An 18,524-nucleotide genomic window follows, 5' to 3' on the forward strand; every position below is an offset into this window, starting at 1 on the left:
TTTAAATTATATTTTTAAAAAATAATTTATTTATAAATTAGAAATTTGTATTTTATTTTTTTAAATTTATTCACTTTTTTAAACCTTACTATTTTTAAAAAATATTTTATGAAAAATTATTCAGAAAATTTTAAATTATTTTTACAAAAAAAAGCTAGTTCAAATATCAAGAAAATTATTTTCCCTGAAGGAAATAATATTAAGATTATTCAATCTGTATCAATATGTAGTGAATTAAAAATATCAAAATGTATTTTGTTAGGAAATAATCACTATATTAAAAATATTGCAATGCAGAATAATTTTATCTTACATAAAGATGTTCAAATAATTGATCCAGATAGTATTCGTAAACTCTATGTTCATCAATTATATAAATTACGAAAAGATAAAGGTATTGCTAGTCATGGAGATGCGCTTAATTTATTAAATAACAATATTATTTTATCTCTTATGATGCTGAATGAAGGTGAGGTGGATGGAGTAGTAGCTGGAATCACGCATGCAACAGCAGATGTAATAAGACCCGCCTTTCAATTAATACAAAATAATTGTAAAGATTCATTTGTTTCTTCAGTTTTTTTAATGTTATTTCCTAAAAAGGTATTAATATATGGAGATTGCGCAGTTAATCAATATCCAGATTCGAAAATGTTAGCTAAAATTGCAATACAATCTTCTAATACTGCTTATTCTATTGGTATTGTACCTAAAGTTGCTATGCTTTCTTATTCTACCGGAACTTCAGGATCTGGTATGTCTGTAGATAAAGTAAAAGATTCTATAGATATAGTAAAACATATTAATCCAAAGTTATTAATTGACGGACCTATGCAGTATGATGCCGCTGTTTCTAAAAAAATAGCACATATAAAATTGCCATATTCAAAAGTAGCAGGTAATGCTACGGTATTAATTTTTCCAGATTTAAACTCTGGAAATATTACATATAAAGCAGTACAAAGATCATCAGGAATTATATCTATTGGACCTATTTTACAAGGTTTACGTAAACCGGTAAATGATTTATCAAGAGGGGCAACAATAGATGATATCATTTATACAACAGCTATGACTGTTATTCAATCTTTTTAGAAGTTTATAAATTATATTATAGTAATTAAAAATATATCATAATAATTTATTATTCATAAAATTACTATAATAAATAATTTTTTTTATATAGTGATTTTATGATTCTAAAGAATTATATGACAATTTTTGTAAACCAACTACCTTTTCTTTTTTAGTAGTACGAATTAATATAACTCCCTGTGTATTTCTTTTTAATGTTGCTATTTCAGAGACTCTAATTCTAACAAGAGTTCCTGCATTTGTAATCATCATTATTTGATTATTTTGATTAACTTGTATAGCGCCTATTACAACTCCGTTTTTTTGAGTAACTCGAATAGAAATAACTCCTTTTGTTGCACGGGATTTAATAGGAAATTGATTGATTTTTGTTCTCTTTCCATATCCGTTTTCAGTTACTATTAGAATATCATCTTTTTTATTTGGAACTAATAAGGACACTAGTCGATCATTATTAATAATTTTAATACCACAAATACCAGAAGCAGTACGTCCCATTTTTCTTATTTTTTTTTCAGAAAACTGAACCACTTTTCCCTTAGAAGTAAATATTAATATATTATTATTACCATTGGTTAATGAAACACCAATTAATTCATCGTTTTTTCGTAAATTTATTGCAATAATTCCTGAATTTCGTGGTTTTTGAAATTGATTTAATGGTGTTTTTTTCACAAAACCCAAAGCTGTAGCCATAAATATATTTATAGATGATTTATACTTAGAAATAGGTAAAATTGCCGTGATTCTTTCTTTTTGCATAAGAGGTAGTAAATTAATAATTGGGCGACCACGTGCATGTCTACTTGTTTCAGGTAGTTGATATACTTTCATCCAGTATAATATACCTCTACTTGAAAAACATAGAATTGTATCATGTGAATTAGCTACTAATAAATTAGCGATATAATCTTCTTCTTTAGTTTTTGCCGCTGATTTTCCTTTTCCTCCTCTTCTTTGCGCATTATAATCAGAAATAGGTTGATATTTTACATATCCTGAATATGATAATGTCACTACCACACTTTCTTTTACTATGATATCTTCCATATTAATTTCTGATTCTTTATTAATTATTTTAGTTCTTCTGGAATCAGAAAATTGATTTTTTATTTTTATTAATTCAGTTTTAATGATATTTTTTAATTCATCTGAATTAGATAATATATTTTTTAAATATAAATTTTTTTTATTTAAATGTCTATTTTCTTTATAAATTTTATCTTGTTCTAATGTAGTTAATTTATGTAATTTAATATCTAAAATAGCACGTGCTTGTTTTTTACTAAAATTAAAGTTCTTATAATTATCTTTTAAATGATCTCTAATATTTAGAGAGTAATTTGTTTTCCAATTAATTTTTTTTAATTTTTTTATTGCATTTTTTCTATTATTTGAAAGTTTTATAATTTTAATAATTTTATCAATATTATTTAATGCGATAGAAAAACCTTTTAAAATATGTATTCTTTTTGTATATTTTTTTAATTTAAATATACATTTTCTTGTAATAATATTTTCTCTGTGTTTTATAAATTCATTTATTATTTTTTTCAAACTCATCTTTTTTGGCTGCCCGGAGGACGATAATGCTACCATATTAATACCAAAAGATGTTTGTAGTGATGTAAGTGTATAAAGCTGATTAAGGATAACTTTAGTAATAAAATCTTTTTTTATTTCAATTACTATTCTCATTCCATCTTTATCTGATTCATCGCGTATATTTGATATACCATTTATTTTTTTTTCTTTAACTAAAATAGCTATTTTTTCAATTAATTTGGATTTATTAACTTGATATGGTAATTCATAGATTATTAATGATTCTTTTTTGTTTTTTTGATTTACTTCTATTAAATATTTTGATCGAATAGATATTTTTCCCTTTCCTGTACGATAAGCTTCTTTGATACCAATTTTTCCATGAATTATACCTGCTGTAGGAAAATCTGGTCCAGGTATATATATCATAAGTTTTTTTAAAGAAATGTCTGGATTATCTAAATATGCTATGCATCCATTTATTACTTCTTTTAAGTTATGAGGAGGAATATTTGTAGCCATACCTACAGCAATGCCAGAAGAACCATTAATTAATAAATTAGGAATTTTTGTAGGTAAGACTTCTGGTATTTTTTCTGTTCCATCATAATTTAAGACGAAATTTATGGTATTTTTTTTTAAATCGCTTAGCATTTTATGTGCTATTTTTGACATACGAATTTCTGTATATCTCATAGCAGCAGCAGAATCCCCGTCAATAGAACCAAAATTTCCTTGTCCATCAATTAATGTATATCTTAAAGAAAATGGTTGAGCCATTCGTACAATAGCATCATATACAGCGGAATCTCCATGAGGATGATATTTACCAATTACATCTCCTACAATTCTAGCAGATTTTTTATAAGGTTTATTCCATTCATTATTTAATATATTCATAGCAAACAATATTCTTCGATGAACGGGTTTTAATCCATCTCGTACATCTGGTAAAGCTCGGCCAATTATTACAGACATAGCATAATCAAGATAAGATCTTTTTAACTCTTCTTCAATACTGACCTGTTTGATTTCTAGTGCAATGTCTTTCATTAATGTATTATCTCGATGATATAATTTTATATTTAATGTTGATTAATTAAATCATATTTTTATGATGAAATAATTAGTTTTTGGATTTGTATTTATTTAATGAATAATTATATATATTTTATATATTGATATAAATTAAATATATATAATTTTTTGAATTATTTTATATATATAAAATATATACAATGATATATAGTAATCATTATATATATTATGATTTTTTTTATTTTTACATTTAATAAATATCTTTAATTACAAATTGTATTATTGTTGATATGTTTTTTAAATACTTCTTTAATAATATGTTATATTTTTTGAAAATTATTAGATAAATACTTCTTTATTCCTTTTGGTGTTGCTTGAATTGTTTCTTTACCCGGCTTCCAGTTAGCTGGACAAACTTCACCAAATTTTTCGTAAAATTTAAGAGCATCAATTATTCGTAATATTTCTTTGATATTTCGTCCAATAGGAAGATCATTAATAGATTGATGTCTAACAATATTATTATTATCTATTAAAAATGACGCTCTTAATGCTATTTTTAATTCATGATGTTCTATACCATATGATTCCTGTATATTTCTTTTTATATCCGATATCATAGGAAATTTTATTAATCCTACCCCGCCAGATTCTGGTAATGTATTTCTCCATGCATTATGCACATATACTGAATCAATAGATACACCTACAAGACATACATCTCTTTTTTGAAATTCATTATATAGATTATTAAATGCTATTATTTCTGAAGGACAAACGAAAGTAAAATCCATAGGCCAAAAAAATAAAACTGTTTTTTTTCCTAGTGAATATTTTTTTAAATCAAAATTATGAATTATTTTACCATCAGGTAAAACAGCAGATGCAATAAAATTAGGAGCTTTTTGTGAGACTAAAATCATTTTTATTTTTTCCTTGATTATATATATAAAATTATAATGATAATTAAGTATTCATAATTTATTTATGATATATTATATTATATCATATTTTTATTTTATATTTTAAATAGAATGAAATTATTTTTTATATATATAAAAATTTAAATAAATTATATTTTTAATTAAAAAAAATAATGATTTTTTTTAATTTTTTAATATTAAAAAAGGTATACTATAATGATAATTAATACTAATTATACATGGTCTGATTTATTTACTATAGAAAAAAAAAAAATATTTTGTTCATTTATGTAATACAATTAAAAATATACAACAGGATACTGTAGTTTACCCTCCTAAAAAAATGATTTTTAATGCTTTTTCATTAACTCCCTTATCTTGTGTGAAAGTAGTCATTTTAGGACAAGATCCATATTGTCATGTAGGTCAAGCACATGGATTATCATTTTCTGTTCCTAATAATATTTTAACCCCCCCTTCATTAAAAAATATTTTTAAAGAATTACAAAATGATTTTTTATTTTATCAAAATAAAATATCTAATTGTTTAGAACCGTGGGCTAAACAAGGGGTTTTATTATTAAATTCAATATTAACGGTTTCAGATGGTATTCCGGGTTCACATAAAAAAATCGGATGGGAAATTTTTACAGATCAGGTAATTAAATTTATAAATAATTTTTGTATAGGAGTAATATTTTTGTTATGGGGGTCTTTTGCTGGTTCAAAATATAATCTTATTAATCAAAAAAAACACTTTATATTGCAATCGTCGCATCCATCACCATTATCATCTTTTCGTGGTTTTTTTGGATGCAAACATTTTTCAAAAACAAATAAATTATTAAAAAATCAAAAAAAACAACCAATTAATTGGTTTAAAAATATGACATATTAAATAGTATTTTTTTTATAAACAAATGTTTAATTTAATACATTGATAATTTATATTGTGACAACTGCTTTTTTAATAATTTGATCTTTAAAAATATATCCATTTTTTTTGATATTTTTAATCTTAGTATTGTTTAAAAGATTATTATTTTTATTTTTTTCTTTTAAAGAATGCATATTTGGATTAAAATTTATATTAATTTGATTTATTTTTTTTATATGCCATATTTTTAAATTTTTTTCAAATATATTTTTTGTTAATTTTATACCTTCTATTATTGTATTTTGTGTTAAATTTGAATCTTTAGATATTTTTATTACATTATCAATTTTGTCAATAATAGGAACAATAGATTTTAAAAAATTTTTAATTTTATTATTTTTTATTAAAGTAATTTTTTTCTTATTTTTTTTTTTTATATTATTTATTTTAGCATAGAATTGAAGTTTTATATTTTTTTTTTTTTTTATTAAAGAAATAATTTCTTTTTCTATTGTTTGAAATTTTTTTATTTTTTTTTCTTTTTCTTTATCTACATTTTTTTTTTCTGTTTTTTTATTTTGATTTTCTTGAATGTTTTCTTTTTGCATGTTTTTCTCTAATAAATTTGTTTAATTAAAAAAAATAATTAAATTTAATAATTTTTTTAAAAATATAATTAAAGAAATTAAATTATTAAAATAGTTTTTTTTATTTTTTTTTAATAAATTTTATATTTTTTGTATTCTATGGAAATTTTATTTTTATATTTTTTTATTGATATATAAAATATATAAACAAAAATATTTTTTTGATATTATTTGTAATTAGATATATATTTTAATTGAATTTTTCAAGATATTACGTGGAGCTGGCGGGATTCGAACCCGCGTCCAAAATAACTGAGATGATTGTTCTACATGTTTAGTTTATTTATTTTAATGAAATAATACCTAATAAACAAAGCATTATTTTTTATCTTGATAAAAATATAGCTATATTGTTTCAAGATGAACATTATATAGTTATCTCTTTAAATATGACCTTTCTAAAATATATCTATTCTATTTAAAGAGAAAAAAATAGATTAGAAAGAAAGGGCTTTATCTAGTTTTTTAAGCTGCTAAAGCGTAACTTTTATTTTTTGCTTTTGTTTTAAATTGGTTTTTTAACGAGGCAAACCAACCCTCGACATGCAACAAAAATTTTTGTATATTTTGTCAAATCCATAATCAGCCCCATATATAAATTATATTATAATAGATTTATTGGATTTAAACAATATTATATATATATTTTATTATTTGAATTTTTTTAATTAATTATTAAATTAATAGGTGAATTTAAAAATGATAGATATTTTTAGTAAAATAGAAAAACAATTACAAGAAAATGTTATTATTTTATATATGAAAGGTTCTCCAGAACATCCAAGTTGTGGTTTTTCAGCTCGAGCAGCACGAGCATTATCATCTTGTACTTCAAATTTTTTTTATATTGATGTTTTGAAACATAACGATATTCGGTTGGCTTTACCTAAATATTCAAAATGGCCTACTTTTCCTCAGTTATGGGTTAATAAACGTTTAATTGGTGGTTGTGATATTATTTTAGAAATGTTATATAGTGGAGAATTATTAGATTTAGTTAAAAACTGTTATAATAATAAACAAGAAAGTTAATAATTTTTTTATACATTTAATGTATCGATTTATATCTCATCATTTTTTTTTCGATGGGATATATTTGGTGGCCACCCTCCAATTCTCTTCCATCTATTTACTATTTCACAAAAAAGATATGCAGTTTGCATAGTATCATATAAAGCAGAATGAGCTTGTGTTGTATCAAACGGTATTCCTGCTATTTGACAGGCTTTTGCTAAAACTGTTTGCCCGAAAATTAAACCACTAAGTGTGGCTGTATCAAAAATAGTAAAAGGATGAAAAGGATTTTTTTTTGTTTTTACTCTTTTGGCTGCAGCCATTAAAAAATTATGATCAAAATTTGCGTTATGCGCTACTAATATTCCTTTTTTACATTTATTAATACTAATTTTTTTTTTTACTAATTTAAAAATGCACTTTAATGCATTTTTTTCGCTGATTGCCCCTCTAAGAGGATTAAATGGATCAATTTTATTAAATGCTACAGATTCTGCTTTTATAATTGATCCTTTGAAAGGTACAATATGAAAATGTAAAGTATCATCTATTTGTAACCAACCCAGTTCATTCATTTTTAAAGTTACAACAGCAATTTCTAATAAAGCATCTGTTTTTGCATGAAATCCTGCACTTTCTATATCTATAACAACAGGATAAAATCCTCTAAATCGATTATTTAATGTAAACCGTAAATTTTGTTTTATAGACATATGAATCTCAATTTCAGTATTTAGTATAATATTGTAGTTTTTTTTATATATATATAAAATTATAATAATCTCAATAAAATAATTTAATATGTTTGAGTAAAATAATTTTTTTATATATCTTTTTTATAATTTTATTTTAAATTTAATAATTAAAATTTATATTTATATTATTATTCAGTATTAATTTTACTACAATTAGTAGTATATATATAATTGTTATGTATATAATAAAAATATTACATAGTTACTAATAGATAATAATAATATATTTTCAATATAGTATTAAAATTAATTTTTAAATATTTTTTATTATAACGTCAATTTATATAATCATAACATGAAAATGAATTATTTTTTATTTGATAAAAAATAAAAAATATTATTTTTTAAAAATTTATAAAAAATATATACAAGTAAATTTGTGTTTTTTTATATAAATAATTTTTTTTTAATAGAAGAAATTATGCAATTATATTGCATATAATACACATTTTGTTTTTTTTTGTTAATTATAATATATATTTTAAAGTAGGTTCATTTGAATAAAATAAAAATGATTGTAGGTTTAGGAAATTCTTTTCATCAATATGATGAAACAAGACATAATGTTGGGTTTTGGTTTGTTAATATATTATCTGATTTTTATCAGAGTTCTTTTAAATTAAAAAAAAGATTTTTAGGATTTGTTTCTTCGATTAAATTAAACAATAATAAAATTTATTTATTAAAACCAAATCTTTTTATGAACTTAAATGGTAATTCCGTGTATGCTTTATCATCTTTTTATAAAATTAAATTATCTGAAATTTTAATTGTACGAGATGAACTTGATTTATTTCCTGGAGTATTGAAGATCAAAGTCGGAACATCTGATAATGGTCATAATGGTGTTAAAAGTATTATTAATATTTTTAAAAATAAAAATGCTTTTATGCAATTAAATATTGGTATTGGTCGGCCTAAATTAAAGAAAAATATATCAAATTTTGTTTTAGATAATCCAAGTATTATAGAAAAAAAAATGATTATAAAGGCAATACTAGAATTTATTATTCTAACTAAAAATAATATATATAAAAAAGATTTTTTAAAAAATAAAAAAATTGTTTTAAGTATATAAATTGTTTTAATAAATAAAATTTTTTTGAACTTTTTTATTTCATGGGTGTAAATTATTGTGGTATATAAATTTGGTATTATAGGTTTACCTAATGTAGGAAAATCAGCATTATTTAATAAAATAACAAAATTAAATATTCCGTCAAAAAATTTTCCTTTCTGTACAATTGACCCAAATATAGGTGTAGTATCAGTATTTGATGGCAGGTTAAAAAAAATTGCTTATTGTGTATCATCAAAAAATATTGTATATAGCATTGTTACATTAATTGATATTGCAGGGTTAGTAAAAGGCGCTTCTAAAGGAGAAGGTTTAGGAAATAAATTTTTAGAGAAAATTAGAGAGTGTAATGCTCTTATACATGTTGTTCGTTGTTTTAAAAATACTAATATTATTCACATATATAATGATATAAACCCGATACGTGATATTGATATTATTAATACAGAATTACTATTATCAGATTTAGATTTATGTGAAAGGATTATTAAAAAAGGTTCATTACGTCAATCTGCGAATGATAGAAATCAAAAAGTATCATTAAATTTAATAAATCGTTGTATTCGTCAATTACAATCTGGATTTGCTTTACGAGATATTATATTTTCTAAGGATGAATGGAAAAAATTAAAGCAATATCAATTTTTAACTTTAAAGCCTGTAATTTATATTTTAAATATGGAATCCAATATAGATATTGATTTTTCTTTAGATAACGTTTTTAAAAATAATAATTTTAATAAATCAACGGTTTTTTCTATAATATTAAATGAAAATAATAATACTAAAATAAATAATATGAATTATGAATTATCTAAAAAAAATATATTTTATATTGATTTTATTAATTGTAATACAATTATTAAAAAAGTATGTGATGCTTTAAAATTAAAAATGTTTTTTACAGCAGGACCTAAAGAAGTTAGATCATGGATTTTTAAGAAAGGGGAAACAGCATTACAAATTTCTAAATTAATTCATACTGATTTTTCTAAAGGATTTATTAGAGCTCAGATAATTTCATATGATGATTTAATAAAATATTGCAATATAAGTAAAATTAGAAAATTAGGAAAAATACGCAGTGAAGGAAAAAAATATATTGTACAGGATGGTGACATTATAAATTTTTTATTTAATATATAAATTATAATAATATCGACTTATCAATGATTTAGAGAGGTATTTTTTCCTCTCTAAATCATAAAATTTATTAAATTTTTTTTAATAAAAAATTTTTTAATTTCAAAAAATCTGGTTTCATATGATGTGAAAAATTTTTTAAATTTACCCTAGATTGTAAAGAATCTGGTAATTTTAATTTAATATTTAATATTTCTTCTACAGTGTTTTGAAATTTAGATGGATGCGCTGTCCCTAAAAATAAACCAAAATCTGTTTTCTGTATATTTTTTTTTAATATTTTATATGCTATAGCTGCATGTGGTTCTGATATATATCCAATTTTATATAATTCCTGTATTGTTTTTATAGTTTCATTATCGGATACGCTTTCAGATTTTAAAGTATTTAAATTCCATTTTTTTCTTTTAAATATTTCTTCTACTCGTGGCCAATTATTAGGTTGACTAATATCCATAGCATTTGAAATTGTTGATACTGTATTTTTAGGTTTCCATACTCCATTTTTTAAAAATCTAGGTACAGTATCATTAGAGTTAGTAGCTGCAATAAAAGATTTAATCGGTAATCCTAATGATTTTGCAATTAATCCAGCAGTTAAATTTCCAAAATTTCCACAAGGAATTGAAATAACAATATCATTGTGATATTTAGATGGAATTAATGCAAATGCTTCGAAATAATAACATATTTGAGCTAATAATCTACTAATATTAATTGAATTAGCAGAATTTAAACCGATATTTTTTTTTAACTGTTTATCATTAAAAGATTGTTTGACTAAATATTGACAATCATCAAAACTTCCATCAATAGCAATAGTATGTATATTTTTTCCCAACGTACAAAATAATATTTCTTGTAGTTTACTGACTCTACCTTTAGGATATAAAATAACTACTCGAACATTATTCATACGATAAAACGCATGAGCAACTGCAGCTCCAGTATCCCCAGAAGTAGCAGTTAGTATAGTCATAATAGAATTTTCTTTTTTCCAAAATGAAAGCATTTGAGCCATAAATCTAGCTCCAAAATCTTTAAATGCTAATGTTGGCCCATGAAATAATTCTAAACATGAAATATTTTTAGAAACCGGGACAATAATTGGTTTAGTAAAAGAAAAAGCTATTTTAATTTGTTTTTTTAGATCTTTTAATGATATTTCATCTGAAATAAAGTGTGATAATATATGTGTGCTACGATTAATAAAGTCCATTTTCATTAAATCTTTTAAAACCTTAGTATTAAATTTCGGTAAATATTTTGGAAAAAATAATCCTTGTTTTTTTCCTAAACCATATTTAATAGCATTTAAAAAATTTACTTCTTCATTTTTATCTTTTAAATTATATAATTTCATCCTTAGATCCTTAGTTTTCTAGCACCCAATTTATCCACTGTACAAATATGAACGAACCCCGTTTTATTTTTAATATAATTTGTTTCTAACCATTTTTTTACCTTATTTGCAATAGAAACATTTAAACAAATTGAAAATAAAGTAGGTCCAGAACCTGAAATATTACAGGTAGAAGCGCCTAATTTAGTGATTTCATTTTTTATTTTTAAAAAATTTGGTATTAACGGAATTCGATAAGGTTCTGCAATAGAATCTATCATGACTCGAATTGCTAATTCTTGTTGTTGAGTATATAAAGCATGTATGAAAGTAGATAAATTACGATTATTTTTTATACATATTTCTTTATCATATTTTGATGGTAAAATATTTCTTGCTATAGAAGTAGATAAATTAATACCTGGCCACGCAATTACCCAAAGCCAATTGTCAAATATAGGAAGTTTTTGTGTAATATGGTGTATATCATCTGTAATTATTTGTAAACCACCTAAATAACATGGCGCAACATTATCATAATGTATACTACCTGATATGTTTCCTTCTAATATTCCCATAATATGTATTAATTCTTTTTTTGTAAGTTTAGTTTTATAGAATTTATTGAGAGCTAGTACACTTGCGACTATAGATGAAGCGCTAGAACCTAACCCAGAACCAATAGGCATATTTTTTTCTAGTGTAATTGATATTTGTTTTTTTTTTTTTGTTTTTTCATTAAACCAGTTCCATGCTTGCCATGTAACATTTTTTTTTATATCTTTAGGTAGCTGTTTAGAGAAATCTCCGTGATAGTTTAATTGAAAAGAATTTGATGATTGTATTGATATACAGTCGCCTAATAAGGTGCCATCTATTGGCTTAATTGCTACACCTAAAATATCAAAACCAACGCCAACATTTCCAATAGAAGCGGGAGCATAAATTTTTATCATTATTTTAAACTCGTAAGATTATAATACGATACGTAATAAATCAGAAAAAATACCTGATGCTGTTACATTATTCCCAGCCCCGTAACCGCGTAGTATTAAAGGAATTGGTTGATAATATTTTGTATGAAAAACAAATATATTTTCTCCATTTTTGATATGATATAGTGGATTTTGATTATTTACGGATTTGATCTGTACGCTACATTTTCCATTATTTTTTATAGTTCCAATAAATCTTAAAACTTTTTTTTCTTTTTTTGCTTGTTTAACTTTTTTAATAAATAAATGATCTATTTTTTTTAATTTAGATAAAAAAATTTTTTTATTGTTTATATCTTTTAAATAATTTGGTAAAATTTCTTCTATTTTAATATCAGCGAGTTCTAAAGAATATCCAAATTCTCTTGCTAAAATTAATAATTTTCTTGCTACATCAATTCCAGTAAGATCATCTTTTGGATTTGGTTCTGTAAATCCTAATTTTTTAGCTTTTTTAGTAGCTTTTGACAATGTTATATTATTATCTAATTCTCCAAATATATATGACATTGAACCAGAAAGAATACCTTGAAATTTAATTAATTTATCTCCTGAATCTATTAGATTTTTTAAATTTTGAATAATTGGTAATCCTGCACCAACATGAGTTTCATAAAAAAATTTTCTATTATATTTATTAGCTGTTTTTCTTATTTTTATATATTCAGATAACTGTGATGAATTAGATTTTTTATTAGCTGTGATAATATGAAACCCGGATTTCATAATTAAATTATATTGATTAGCAATATTTTGACTTGCCGTGCAATCGATTAAAATAGGAATTAAATAACCATTTTTTTTTATTAATTCTAATATATGTTTTAAATGAAAAATTTTAGTAGAATTTTTAAATTGATCTATCCATTTATATGAATTAATATTTTTTTTATTTATAATATATTTTTTTGAGTTAGCAATAAGATTAACATTTATTTGAATAAATTTTTTTTTTAATATTTCACGTTGCATAAAGATTATTTTTAATAACTCTAATCCTACTCCACCAATACCAATTAAGAAAATATTTATAGGTATTATTTTAGTAATAATTAAATTATGAATTTTTTCCATTATTTTAATGATTTTTTGATCTTCCAATACAATGGATAATGATATATTGGATATATTATATGATAGGAATAAGATTTTGTTATTAAAATTATCTATAGTTGAGCAAACTTTTTTTAAAATTTCAGTATTATTATTTTTAATATTATTACCAATAATAGAAATAATACTAAGTTTTTTTAACAAAATAACTGATTTTAATATTTTTTTTTGTATTTCTATATTAAATATTTTTTTTAATTTATTTTTAATCGCAATTAAATTATGTTTCTGAAAATAGAAATTAATTCTATTATGTGATATAGATTGGTTATATAAATATATACTAATATTATTTTTATATAAATATTTTAATAGTTTATATGAAATTTTTTCTATATTATAATTTTTTAAGATAAATATATTAATTTGAATAATATTATTTAAGTGTGTAATTCCCTTTATTTTTTCATTATTTTTTTTGTTTTTACTATTAATAATAGTTCCCGGATGTTGTATATTATTAGTGTTTTTAATAACACATGGTATATTATACTTCTTTAAAGGTTCTATAGAAGCGGGATGAATGACTTTCGCTCCTAAATAAGCTAATTCTAATGCTTCTTGATATGTTATTTCTGATAACAGCTGAGCTTTTGATATTATATTAGGATCCCCTGTATATATTCCATTTACATCGGTCCAAATTTCACAGATATGAGAATTTGTGCATATAGATAAAATGGTTGCGGAATAATCTGATCCATTTCTTCCTAATACAACATGTTCTTTCTTCTTATTACCAGCTATAAACCCAGGCATAAGAATAATATTTATATTTGAAAAATTTAATTTTTGAAAGTTTTTCTTTGATCTTTTTATATCTACTACAGCATTGAGATAATTATTATTGGCTGATATTAGTTTAACTGGATTAATTGTTATGATTTTATGTCTGTTTATTTTTAATAGTTCTTTCATTAATTGAACAGACAGAATTTCCCCTGTGCTAATTATTTTAGCATATATATTATCTGGACAGCTTTTTAATGATTTTATTTTATAGAATGTATCATTTAATTTTTCATATTGTATAATTATTTTTGTTTTGACTTTTTTTTCTGGATATCTATTTTCTAATAAATATATATTATTTATTAAATTAAAGAAAAAATTTTTAATGATAAGTAATTTTTTTTTAGGTACTTTATTTTTTTTTATGCATTTTTTAATAGCGTATTCTAATTGATTTGTTATAGAAGCGGGGGCTGATAATACAACAGATATTTGATCATTTTTTATTTGATTTGTAATAATTGAAGATACTTGTATAAATTTTTTTGCATTCGCAAGCGATGTACCCCCGAATTTTAACGTTTTCATTAATGTAATCTCTTTTTGAAAAATTATTTAGATTTATTTTATTTTTGATAGAATCAAATATGATATATAAACTATTATTTATTAATAGAATATGTTGATTAGTAAATATATAGAATTTTGATTTTATTATTATGAATGATATGAAAAATTTTGAGAATATAAGTATTTTTATTTTTAAATAAAAAAATTTATTTTTATATAAATATATTTTTAGGTAAATTAATAAATTATATCATATTTTTGATATTTTTTTTCTTTTTTAGTATTTTTTATAAAACATTAAAAATAAAATTATATTTTCATTATAAAATTTTTTTTAAATGAAATGTTTTATGTATATAAAATATATTTTTTAAATTAAGGTTTATATTGTATATAAAGATAATTCTAATTAATATATATTATAATGTATATTTATCAATATTTTTTTTTAGAAAAAATTAATATGATAATTATATTCTAATTTTTATAGATACTGTATATATAGTACATATGAGGAAATATATAATATATATTAATGTTTTTTTAAAAAAAAGTATTTTTTTTATTCCAAAAAAATAAAATTTTTTTTAGTTCAATTTTATTTTCTATTTTTGATCTGAGTGTAATTAATTCTAAAGCTTGAAAAAAGTTATTATTTTGAATAATTTTTTTAATTTCATATTTTTTTTTCATTTCTATATCTTTTTGTAAATTCCATATTTTTTTAATAATTAAAATAATATTTTTAGGAATACCTAATAAGATTGAATATTTTTTTAAGATATAATTTACAGAAATAGAATATGCTTTAGAATATTTCAGTTGTTTATTATTTAATAATAATTGTATTTTTTCTATTAACGGGTACCATAACAGTGTAGCAAATAAGAAAGATGGATAACATATAGATTTTTTATTAATAATAGAATCAATTTTTTTTAAACATTGTATAATAATATTTTTTAAAAAAAATGTATTTTTTTTACTAAGCGTATGAAATAAAAATGGTAGTAAGGGATATACTAGAGAATATTTTCTTAATCTAATGTAAGTGAGATAACCATATCCAAAACAAAATAATTTTATAGATTCATTAAATAATCGTGCAGGTGGTATATTTTTTAGTAAATTTGATAATTTAACTATAGGTTCTGCAGTTTTTTTATCTATATGCATATGCAATTGTACAGAAAAACGTATTACCCGTAACATACGTACAGGATCTTCTCTATATCTAGTTTCAGCGTCACCAATTAATCGTATTATTTTTAATTTTATATCTTTAATTCCTCCAACATAATCTCTAATTCCAAAATCTTTTATACTATAATATAATGCATTAATTGTTAAATCTCGTCTATATACATCTTCTTCTATTTTCCCGAAGGTATTATCAAACAATAACATACCATTATCTGTTTTATTAGAACGATAATATAATTTATTATTTTCTATATTGTTATTTTTTGCTCTAAATGTTGATACTTCTATGATTTCACTTTTAAATATTAAGTGAGCAATAATAAATCGTCTTCCTATTAATCTACAGTTTTTAAATAATTTTCTAATCTCACTTGGTTTTGCATTAGTAGCAATATCAAAATCTTTAGGTTTTTTTCCTAATAATAAATCTCTAACCCCTCCTCCAACTAAATATGCTTCATAACCTGATTTATTTAATCTATATAATACTTTTATAGAATTTTTACTAATTTTTTTTTGAGATATATTATGATTTTTTTTTATAATTTGATTCATATGTTAATATCTACTTTATTTTTATGTTTTTATATAGTTTTTTTGAAATTAGTATAGTTTTAATAAATAAAAAATAAATTTTATTTTTTTGCATTATAAATATCATATATAATATATATATGAGATATATAATTTATTTTAATAATTTAGAATATTTGAAATTATATATATAAATTAAATATTTATAAAATGTTTATTATTAAAAATTTTTTTAATTAAATTTAATTTAATAAATATTAATGTTCAAAAAATATTTTATATTTTTATAAAAATAATATTTAGCAGATATTTTGTATATAATGCATAATTAGTGTATACAAAATTTTTTATTTTTTTTGATTAAGATATATTTATAGATTCTTAGTTTATTTTTTAATGTATAATTTCAATAATGAAAGAATATATATTTTAATATTTAAATAGATATTTATTATTTTATAATATATAAATAATTTTTAGTTATATTAGATTTTTTTTTATTTTATTTGTAAAGTAATATAAAAATTTTTTTAAACGTGTTGTTTAATTAAATTTATTAAATTTTTCTTATTTTTTATTAATAAATAATATTCTATCTATAGATAATATGAAATATTTTAAATATATATTTATTAAATAATTGTTTTTAAATTTAAAATGTTTTTTTTATATGTGTAGAAAATGCCATATTTTAGTATCTAATGTCAAGTAACATTGATACAATAAAAATCATTTATATAAATAGATATATATTAATAATTTTTATATATAATTATTTATATTTTTATCTTTCACTCAGTTATATATTGCAGGATAAATCGATGAAGTTTGTTTTGAGTTTAGAATATGATGGAAGTGTATATTATGGCTGGCAAAAACAAAGATCAGTATTAACTGTACAAGAGTGTGTAGAAATAGCTTTTTCAAAAATTGCTAATCATAAAGTAGATGTAATTTGTGCCGGGCGAACTGATCAAGGTGTACATGCTATTAAACAAATCGCTCATTTTGATACAAATACTATACGTAGCAATAATATTTGGTTAAAAGGTGTGAATTCATTATTACCATATAATATAACAGTATTATGGATACGAGAAATTTCATCTGACTTTAATGCTAGATTTTCTGCTTTATCACGTTCATATCGTTATATTATTTTGAATAAAAGTAGACGATCTAGTTTTATGACTAAATATTATTATTATGTTCGTGATATATTGGATATTAAAAAAATGCAATATAGTGCTCGTTTTTTGCTTGGCAGACATGATTTTACTTCCTTTAAAAGTAGTGGTTGTCAATCATTATCCCCGAATAGAAAAATTATTTCTTTATTAGTATATCATTTAAATGATTTTGTGATTATTGATATTACTGCTAATTCTTTTTTATATCATATGGTAAGAAATATTGTAGGTTGTTTAGTTTCTATAGGATTATCTAAGCAGAATATTAATTGGACTAAAATAGTTTTATATAATAAAAACATCAATAAAATGTATTCTACAGTCCCGCCACAAGGATTATATTTTTTATCTGCTTCTTACCCTGATTGTTATGCAATACTTTAAAAATATTATTAATTAAAATATATAAATTTTTTATATGATTATTCATAATATTTGTATTTTTTTATAAAAATATGATTTAAAAAATTTTATTATTAATTAGTATTATTGTTAATATACAATTTTTATTTGTTTTATTTTAATGAATATATATTCTATATATTTATAAAAAATTTTTTTTATTTTAAAATAAATATTTTTATATAAAAAATTGTATTACTTATATAAGTTATATATTATATCATATAATAATTTAATAAATGATTTAATTAATTAAAAAATTTTTTAAAAAAATACATTTTAAATATTTTTTGTAAATAAAAAATATTTTTTATATCATGTAATATAA

Annotated in this window: 13 protein-coding genes, 1 other RNA gene and 1 pseudogene; 6 read left to right on the plus strand and 9 right to left on the minus strand. The window is 21.2% G+C overall.

The window, feature by feature from the left end; all coding sequences use genetic code 11:
• Nucleotides 1–108: 108 nt before the first annotated feature.
• Nucleotides 109–1,095 (plus strand): phosphate acetyltransferase, encoded by a 987-nt coding sequence (pta, locus tag BUCIPICE3303_RS00600; RefSeq protein ID WP_154049191.1) that lies wholly within the window; start codon nucleotides 109–111, stop codon nucleotides 1,093–1,095.
• A 96-nt stretch (nucleotides 1,096–1,191) separates the two neighbouring features.
• On the opposite strand, the gene gyrA is transcribed toward pta, so the two are convergent.
• Nucleotides 1,192–3,693: a DNA topoisomerase (ATP-hydrolyzing) subunit A gene (gene gyrA, locus BUCIPICE3303_RS00605; RefSeq protein ID WP_154049192.1), complete on the minus strand. Its 2,502-nt coding sequence runs from the start codon at nucleotides 3,691–3,693 to the stop codon at nucleotides 1,192–1,194.
• Between the two features lie 305 nt (nucleotides 3,694–3,998).
• On the minus strand, nucleotides 3,999–4,601 hold the full coding sequence (locus BUCIPICE3303_RS00610) for a peroxiredoxin (RefSeq protein ID WP_154049193.1): 603 nt from the start codon (nucleotides 4,599–4,601) through the stop codon (nucleotides 3,999–4,001).
• A gap of 216 nt (nucleotides 4,602–4,817) precedes the next feature.
• On the opposite strand from BUCIPICE3303_RS00610, the pseudogene ung reads away from it, so the two are divergent.
• Nucleotides 4,818–5,499: pseudogene (gene ung / locus BUCIPICE3303_RS00615) on the plus strand (uracil-DNA glycosylase).
• A gap of 47 nt (nucleotides 5,500–5,546) precedes the next feature.
• On the opposite strand, the gene grpE reads toward ung, so the two are convergent.
• Nucleotides 5,547–6,086 (minus strand): nucleotide exchange factor GrpE, encoded by a 540-nt coding sequence (gene grpE, locus BUCIPICE3303_RS00620; protein ID WP_154049194.1) that lies wholly within the window; start codon nucleotides 6,084–6,086, stop codon nucleotides 5,547–5,549.
• Between the two features lie 252 nt (nucleotides 6,087–6,338).
• Nucleotides 6,339–6,715, minus strand: a transfer-messenger RNA (tmRNA) gene (gene ssrA, locus BUCIPICE3303_RS00625).
• Between the two features lie 112 nt (nucleotides 6,716–6,827).
• Between ssrA and grxD the strand changes: the two genes are divergently transcribed.
• Nucleotides 6,828–7,157 carry a Grx4 family monothiol glutaredoxin gene (gene grxD / locus BUCIPICE3303_RS00630; RefSeq protein ID WP_269772949.1) on the plus strand — a complete coding sequence of 110 codons (330 nt, stop codon included), beginning with the start codon at nucleotides 6,828–6,830 and terminating at the stop codon, nucleotides 7,155–7,157.
• Between the two features lie 29 nt (nucleotides 7,158–7,186).
• Here the strand turns inward: grxD and rnt are convergent, their stop codons facing one another.
• Complete coding sequence (rnt, locus tag BUCIPICE3303_RS00635; RefSeq protein ID WP_154049196.1) at nucleotides 7,187–7,852, minus strand: ribonuclease T; 666 nt, start codon at nucleotides 7,850–7,852, stop codon at nucleotides 7,187–7,189.
• A 538-nt stretch (nucleotides 7,853–8,390) separates the two neighbouring features.
• Here rnt and pth point away from each other — a divergent pair.
• Both pth and ychF read left to right on the plus strand, forming a co-directional pair.
• Entirely contained in the window at nucleotides 8,391–8,972 is a 582-nt protein-coding gene (pth, locus tag BUCIPICE3303_RS00640) for an aminoacyl-tRNA hydrolase (RefSeq protein ID WP_154049197.1), read from the plus strand.
• 57 nt (nucleotides 8,973–9,029) lie between these two features.
• A complete protein-coding gene (gene ychF / locus BUCIPICE3303_RS00645) occupies nucleotides 9,030–10,118 on the plus strand; it encodes a redox-regulated ATPase YchF (RefSeq protein ID WP_172598700.1) in 1,089 nt (362 codons plus the stop codon).
• Between the two features lie 67 nt (nucleotides 10,119–10,185).
• Here the strand turns inward: ychF and thrC are convergent, their stop codons facing one another.
• The 4 genes from thrC to pcnB form a co-directional block, all read right to left on the minus strand.
• Nucleotides 10,186–11,478 carry a threonine synthase gene (gene thrC / locus BUCIPICE3303_RS00650; protein WP_154049199.1) on the minus strand — a complete coding sequence of 431 codons (1,293 nt, stop codon included), beginning with the start codon at nucleotides 11,476–11,478 and terminating at the stop codon, nucleotides 10,186–10,188.
• A gap of 2 nt (nucleotides 11,479–11,480) precedes the next feature.
• Nucleotides 11,481–12,413 (minus strand): homoserine kinase, encoded by a 933-nt coding sequence (gene thrB, locus BUCIPICE3303_RS00655; RefSeq protein ID WP_154049200.1) that lies wholly within the window; start codon nucleotides 12,411–12,413, stop codon nucleotides 11,481–11,483.
• An 18-nt stretch (nucleotides 12,414–12,431) separates the two neighbouring features.
• A complete protein-coding gene (gene thrA / locus BUCIPICE3303_RS00660; RefSeq protein WP_154049201.1) occupies nucleotides 12,432–14,885 on the minus strand; it encodes a bifunctional aspartate kinase/homoserine dehydrogenase I in 2,454 nt (817 codons plus the stop codon).
• A 525-nt stretch (nucleotides 14,886–15,410) separates the two neighbouring features.
• On the minus strand, nucleotides 15,411–16,625 hold the full coding sequence (pcnB, locus tag BUCIPICE3303_RS00665) for a polynucleotide adenylyltransferase PcnB (protein ID WP_154049202.1): 1,215 nt from the start codon (nucleotides 16,623–16,625) through the stop codon (nucleotides 15,411–15,413).
• Between the two features lie 785 nt (nucleotides 16,626–17,410).
• On the opposite strand from pcnB, the gene truA reads away from it, so the two are divergent.
• Nucleotides 17,411–18,178 (plus strand): tRNA pseudouridine(38-40) synthase TruA, encoded by a 768-nt coding sequence (truA, locus tag BUCIPICE3303_RS00670; RefSeq protein ID WP_420093654.1) that lies wholly within the window; start codon nucleotides 17,411–17,413, stop codon nucleotides 18,176–18,178.
• Nucleotides 18,179–18,524 lie beyond the last annotated feature (346 nt).

The organism is Buchnera aphidicola (Cinara piceae) (assembly GCF_900699035.1).
Taxonomy (GTDB): Bacteria; Pseudomonadota; Gammaproteobacteria; order Enterobacterales; family Enterobacteriaceae; genus Buchnera_F; species Buchnera_F aphidicola_AV.

Excerpts from the sequence above, each read along its gene's own strand:
- pta (WP_154049191.1), top strand. The coding sequence starts at position 109 with ATGAAAAATTATTCAGAAAATTTTAAATTATTTTTACAAAAAAAAGCT.
- thrC (WP_154049199.1), bottom strand. The coding sequence starts at position 11,478 with ATGAAATTATATAATTTAAAAGATAAAAATGAAGAAGTAAATTTTTTA.
- gyrA (WP_154049192.1), bottom strand. The coding sequence starts at position 3,693 with ATGAAAGACATTGCACTAGAAATCAAACAGGTCAGTATTGAAGAAGAG.
- BUCIPICE3303_RS00610 (WP_154049193.1), bottom strand. The coding sequence starts at position 4,601 with ATGATTTTAGTCTCACAAAAAGCTCCTAATTTTATTGCATCTGCTGTT.
- pcnB (WP_154049202.1), bottom strand. The coding sequence starts at position 16,625 with ATGAATCAAATTATAAAAAAAAATCATAATATATCTCAAAAAAAAATT.
- thrB (WP_154049200.1), bottom strand. The coding sequence starts at position 12,413 with ATGATAAAAATTTATGCTCCCGCTTCTATTGGAAATGTTGGCGTTGGT.
- thrA (WP_154049201.1), bottom strand. The coding sequence starts at position 14,885 with ATGAAAACGTTAAAATTCGGGGGTACATCGCTTGCGAATGCAAAAAAA.
- grpE (WP_154049194.1), bottom strand. The coding sequence starts at position 6,086 with ATGCAAAAAGAAAACATTCAAGAAAATCAAAATAAAAAAACAGAAAAA.
- rnt (WP_154049196.1), bottom strand. The coding sequence starts at position 7,852 with ATGTCTATAAAACAAAATTTACGGTTTACATTAAATAATCGATTTAGA.